At 68.5% G+C, this 5,698-nt stretch carries 6 protein-coding genes; 3 read left to right on the top strand and 3 right to left on the bottom strand.

All coding sequences use genetic code 11. From position 1 onward, the window contains the following. Both JAO81_RS39965 and rpsF read right to left on the bottom strand, forming a co-directional pair. A partial coding sequence (locus JAO81_RS39965) for a single-stranded DNA-binding protein (protein ID WP_233416583.1) occupies positions 1-464 on the bottom strand: 464 nt, incomplete at its 3' end. A 73-nt stretch (positions 465-537) separates the two neighbouring features. Then, the gene (gene rpsF / locus JAO81_RS39970; protein ID WP_006604399.1) at positions 538-828 is read right to left on the bottom strand and encodes a 30S ribosomal protein S6; all 291 of its coding nucleotides are present in this window, start codon (positions 826-828) and stop codon (positions 538-540) included. Between the two features lie 293 nt (positions 829-1,121). Between rpsF and JAO81_RS39975 the strand changes: the two genes are divergently transcribed. The 3 genes from JAO81_RS39975 (at position 1,122) to JAO81_RS39985 (ending at position 3,895) form a co-directional block, all read left to right on the top strand. Next, positions 1,122-1,439, top strand: a complete 318-nt coding sequence (locus tag JAO81_RS39975) for a hypothetical protein (RefSeq protein ID WP_199552920.1) — start codon at positions 1,122-1,124, stop codon at positions 1,437-1,439. A 161-nt stretch (positions 1,440-1,600) separates the two neighbouring features. Continuing rightward, positions 1,601-2,722, top strand: coding sequence for a peptidoglycan bridge formation glycyltransferase FemA/FemB family protein (locus JAO81_RS39980; RefSeq protein WP_199552921.1), 1,122 nt, complete (start codon positions 1,601-1,603; stop codon positions 2,720-2,722). Positions 2,723-2,863: 141 nt separating this feature from the next. After that, complete coding sequence (locus JAO81_RS39985; RefSeq protein ID WP_199552922.1) at positions 2,864-3,895, top strand: alanine racemase; 1,032 nt, start codon at positions 2,864-2,866, stop codon at positions 3,893-3,895. A gap of 135 nt (positions 3,896-4,030) precedes the next feature. Here JAO81_RS39985 and JAO81_RS39990 read toward each other — a convergent pair whose 3' ends face one another. Then, the gene (locus JAO81_RS39990) at positions 4,031-5,593 is read right to left on the bottom strand and encodes a glycosyltransferase family 87 protein (RefSeq protein WP_199552923.1); all 1,563 of its coding nucleotides are present in this window, start codon (positions 5,591-5,593) and stop codon (positions 4,031-4,033) included. Between the last annotated feature and the right edge of the window lie 105 nt (positions 5,594-5,698).

A 5,698-nucleotide genomic window follows, 5' to 3' on the forward strand; every position in this document is an offset into this window, starting at 1 on the left:
GGCCCCCCCCGGGCCCCCCCCCCCCCTCCCCCCCCGCCCCGCGCCCCCCCGCCCCCCCCCCCGTCCCCCCCCCCCCCGCCCCCGCCCTGCCGGGCCCCGCCGCTGGTCTTGGTGACCTTGGCCGTGGCGGTCTTCAGACTGGCGCCGACTTCCTCGACGTCCAGCTCGTAGACCGTGCGCTTGACGCCCTCACGGTCCTCATAGGACCGCTGCTTCAACCGGCCCTGCACGATGACGCGCATGCCTCGCTGAAGCGACTCCGCGACGTTCTCCGCCGCCTGACGCCAGACCGAGCAGGTCAGGAACAGGCCTTCGCCGTCCTTCCACTCATTGGTCTGCTTGTCGAAGATGCGGGGAGTGGACGCGACACGGAACTTCGCGACCGCCGCACCGGAGGGGGTGAAGCGCAGCTCGGGATCGTCGACAAGGTTGCCGACGATCGTGATGACGGTCTCGCCTGCCATGGGGGATACCTCTCGGCGGGTTGCTGCTGGCTGCTTGCTGCTACTCAGATCCCGATACCGCTGAACCGGAAGTTCAGTGGGTCTCGGGGCGGAGGACCTTGGTCCGGAGGACCGACTCGTTCAGGTTCATCTGTCGGTCGAGCTCCTTGACGACCGCAGGCTCGGCCTGCAGGTCGATGACCGAGTAGATGCCCTCGGGCTTCTTCTTGATCTCGTACGAGAGACGACGACGGCCCCAGGTGTCGACCTTCTCGACCTTTCCGTTGCCCTCACGGACGACGGAGAGGAAGTTCTCGATCAGCGGCGAAACGGCACGCTCTTCGAGATCGGGGTCGAGGATGACCATCACTTCGTAGTGACGCATGTGTAACCCACCTCCTTTGGACTCAGCGGCCACGGTCGTTCCGTGGCAGGAGGGTTGTGATGCGTGTTGCAACGACGTCTCCGAGTAAATCAGCCGCCACTGACAATCAGGCCCCGCAGGAGCGGGGAGACGGCCATGGGGGCCCAGTGGACCTGGGCAGACACCGGTGCAGACGTTACAGAGTACCTGCCTCCCCCTCTCCGGTTGAAATCCGGTGGTAAGGAGACGCAATCTGTACACATCGGGTGTCCACGGCGCTACGATGCGCCAGCTCATGCCAGGAGGTGCCTCCCATGGCACAGGCAATGCGACCCAACACCGCGACCTCTCTCTTCGCGACCGACGGCAAGCCCCATCCGCTCCAGGACACGCTGCTTGCGATCACCCTGGTGCTCGGCATCACGGCCTTCGTCTCCGCGATGTTCCACAACCTCCATCTGCTGTCGTCCTGGACCGGACTGATCGGGATCCTCACGGGCGCGTACGGGCAGTTCATCTCCGAGACGACCCGCGAGCGGACCCTGCTGATCATCGGGCTCGGCGCCTCGGCGGTCGGCTTCTTCCTCGGTATGGCCCACGGCGGCCTCTTCGGCGGCGTGGTCGGCGGCTGACCTCCGCTCCCCATATCCCGGCCTCGGCCCTCCGGACCTCCCACACGGACGGGCCGAGTCGGCATGCGGCCATTAGAGGCGCTCTCCTGGCGCAGTAGGCTTCGGCGCGAGAGCCGGACCCCCTTCACTCCGGGGGACACCCCAGCCGAGGAGCGCCCCGCATGAGCCTGACCCTGAGGACCATCAGCCGCGAGCAGCATCTGGCATTCATCCAGAGCCTGCCGTCGGCGAGCCACTGCCAGGTCCCGGCGTGGGCGGATGTGAAGAGCGAGTGGCGCTCGGAGAACCTGGGCTGGTTCGACGACAAGACCGGTGAGCTCGTCGGCGCGGGCCTGGTCCTCTACCGCCAGCTCCCCAAGGTCAAGCGCTACCTCGCGTATCTGCCCGAGGGCCCGGTCATCAACTGGTACGCCCCGAACCTGGACGAGTGGCTGAAGCCGATGCTCGCCCACCTCAAGCAGCAGGGCGCCTTCTCCGTGAAGATGGGCCCGCCGGTCGTGATCCGGAAGTGGGACGCCCCCGCGATCAAGGCCGGCATCCAGAACCCGGACGTCAAGCGCCTGCGCGATATCGAGCCCACCCACATCGAGCCGCGCGCCTTCGAGGTTTCCGACAAGCTCCGCCGTATGGGCTGGCAGCAGGGCGAGGACGGCGGCGCCGGCTTCGGTGATGTGCAGCCCCGCTACGTCTTCCAGGTGCCGCTCGCCGGCCGCTCTCTGGAAGACGTCCAGAAGGGCTTCAACCAGCTGTGGCGCCGCAACATCAAGAAGGCCGACAAGGCCGGTGTCGAGGTCGTCCAGGGCGGCTACGAGGATCTCGCCGAGTGGCAGCGCCTGTACGAGATCACCGCGATCCGCGACAAGTTCCGCCCGCGGCCGCTCAGTTACTTCCAGCAGCAGTTCCGCGCCCTCAACTCCGAAGACCCCAACCGGATGCGGCTGTACTTCGCCCGGCACAACGGGGTGAACCTCGCGGCCGCGACGATGCTCGTGGTCGGCGGTCACGTCTGGTACTCCTACGGCGCCTCCGACAACATCGGCCGTGAGGTCCGGCCCTCGAACGCGATGCAGTGGCGGATGCTCCGCGACGCCTACGCGCTCGGCGCCAGCGTCTACGACCTGCGCGGCATCTCCGACTCGCTCGACGAGACCGACCACCTCTTCGGCCTGATCCAGTTCAAGGTCGGCACGGGCGGCGAGGCCGTCGAGTACGTCGGCGAATGGGACTTCCCGCTCAACAAGCTGCTGCACAAGGCGCTCGACATCTACATGTCGCGCCGCTGAACCGGCAGCCCGGACCGACGGGCGTGCCACAGGCCGCCCCGCTGATTTCACGTATCGAGTCGGCAACGCGGCCGACCGAGCACAATGAGCTTTCATACCTTTGATACACCGCAGGCACGAGAAAGGTTCCGGGTACCGGCCATGGCGCTCACGCTCTACGTCGACACCGCGCGCTGGCGGGCACACCACAAGCAGGTGCTCGAACAGTTCCCGGGTCTCATCCCCGTCTGCAAGGGCAACGGCTACGGCTTCGGCCACGAGCGGCTCGCCGAAGAGGCGACCCGGCTCGGTGCCGACATGCTCGCCGTCGGCACCACGTACGAAGCCGCCCGGATCAAGGACTGGTTCAGCGGCGACCTGCTCGTCCTCACCCCGTTCCGCCGGGGCGAGGAGCCGGTGCCGCTGCCGGACCGCGTGATCCGCTCCGTCTCCTCGGTCGAGGGCGTGCACGGCCTGGTGGGCGCGCGCGTCGTCATCGAGGTGATGAGCTCGATGAAGCGGCACGGCGTCGGCGAGCACGAACTAGGCCAGCTGCACGCGGCCATAGAGGACGTACGCCTCGAGGGCTTCGGCATCCACCTGCCGCTGGACCGCACCGACGGCTCGGACGCCGTCGAGGAGGTCATCGGCTGGATGGACCGGCTGCGTGCGGCCCGCCTCCCGCTGCACACGATGTTCGTGAGCCACCTGTCCGCGCAGGAACTGGCCCGTCTCCAGCAGCAGTTCCCGCAGACCCGCTTCCGCGCCCGTATCGGCACACGCCTGTGGCTGGGCGACCACGACTCCACGGAGTACCGCGGCGCGGTCCTGGACGTCACGCACGTCTCCAAGGGCGACCGCTTCGGCTACCGCCAGCAGAAGGCCGCCTCCGACGGCTGGCTGGTGGTCGTCGCCGGCGGTACCTCACACGGTGTGGGCCTCGAGGCACCCAAGGCGCTGCACGGTGTGATGCCGCGCGCCAAGGGAGTCGCCCGCGCGGGCCTGGCCACCGTCAACCGGAACCTTTCGCCGTTCGTCTGGTCCGGCAAGCAGCGCTGGTTCGCCGAGCCGCCGCACATGCAGGTCTCGATCCTCTTCGTGCCGAGCGACGCCCCTGAGCCCAAGGTGGGCGAGGAGCTGGTGGCCCATCTCCGGCACACCACGACGCAGTTCGACCGGCTCGTCGACCGCTGAGTCACCACTTCACGTACGGCGGCGGGGGGCGCCAACCCCCGCGGTGGGGGGCCCCTCCGCCCCGCGGGAGCCGAAGGGGCGCCCCAACTCCGGTTGTGGGCGCCCCTTCGGCGCGCATGAAGCCAAGCCGTTCGCTCAGGGCGAACTCTCCTGAACCGGACCGCCCAGAGCGGGACCAGGGCTCTCCACGCCCCATTGCACATACGTCCCATCGGTCCCGTGCGCCGCATGCTTCGGCGGATGTGCCGCCCGGCCCAGGGTGAAGACATCCGTGGCCCGGTCCAGGACGCCGCCCGAGGGGTCGTCCGAGCCGTCCTTACGTACGGGATCGCGCTCGGGCATCAGGATGTCGCGGACGATGACGGCGCAGAGGTACAGCGTGCCCAGGAGGTGGAGCAGGATGGCCAGTTGATAGCCCTCCTCCGGCAGCCCTTGGTGCTTGTCGCCGCTCGTCGTGTACGCGAGGTACATCCAGATCCCGAGGAAGTACATGACCTCGCAGGCCTGCCAGATCAGGAAGTCCCGCCAGCGGGGCCGGGCGAGTGCCGCGAGCGGGATCAGCCACAGCACGTACTGCGGTGAATAGACCTTGTTGGTGAGGATGAACGCCGCCACCACCAGGAAGGCGAGCTGTGCGAAGCGCGGCCTGCGCGGTGCCGTCAGGGTGAGCGCGGCGATCAGACCGCAGCAGGCCACCATCAGCAGCGTGGCGAGGGTGTTGACGGTCTCGGTGCTCAGCGGGGTGTCCATCCGCTGCTGCAGGATCAGCCAGAACGAGCCGAAGTCCGTCCCGCGCTCCTGGCTGAACGTGTAGAACTTCGCCCAGCCGTCGAAGGCCCCGATCATCACCGGCAGGTTCACCGCCAGCCAGGCGCCTGCCGCGCCCGCGAAGGCGATCCCGAACTCCCGCCAACGCCCTGCCCGCCAGCACAGCAGCAGCAACGGCCCCAGCAGGAACACGGGGTAGAGCTTGGCCGCTGTCGCCAGACCCAGCAGCACGCCGAAGGCCAGCGGACGTGCACGCGACCACATCAGCATCGCGGCGGCGGTCAGCGCGATCGCGAGCAGATCCCAGTTGATGGTCGCCGTGAGCGCGCCCGCGGGGGCCAGCGCGACGAGCAGCCCGTCCCAGGGACGGCGCCTGTGTGTACGGGCGACACAGACCGCGATGACGACGGCGCAGACCATCAGCATGCCGGCGTTGACCAGCCAGTAGACCTGCTCCCGGTACTGCAGGGTGTCGGTGGAGTCGCTGGGGACACCGGTGATCCAGGACGCGACCTCCATGAACACCCCGGTCAGCACGGGGTATTCGAGGTACTCCATACCGCCGGAGATATCGCGCGGGATGCGGTCGAAGTACGGGACGAGGTCCTCGGCGAAGCCGCGCCCCTGGAAGAGATGCGGGATGTCGGAGTAGCAGGCGTGGGTGTACTGCGCACCTGCGCCGAAGAACCAGCCGCCGTTGTAGCAGGGCAGCTTCTGCACCATGCCGAGCGCGAACATCCCGATGGCGATGAGCGCGATGATGCGCACCGGAGTCCACCAGTGGCCCCCGAACAGCGCTCTGCGGCCGAGCGGACCACCGATCAGCTCACTGCCGGCCGCGGCGACCTCGTCCTGCCGTGTCGGCGCCACCGGCTCCTCAGCGGGGTCCGTGCCGGGTCCTGTGCGCGGGCTCGGGCTCGTGCTCGTCATGGGGTTCATCCTGCCGTACGGCGCCGTGGATACGGCGAGGGCCGCCGCACCCTGAGGGGCGGGGGCCCGGGGTTTTCGTGGGACCGGCCCCCTGGTGTGGTGCTC

The sequence above is a fragment of the Streptomyces sp. N35 genome, assembly GCF_016464295.1.
Taxonomy (GTDB): domain Bacteria; phylum Actinomycetota; class Actinomycetes; order Streptomycetales; family Streptomycetaceae; genus Streptomyces.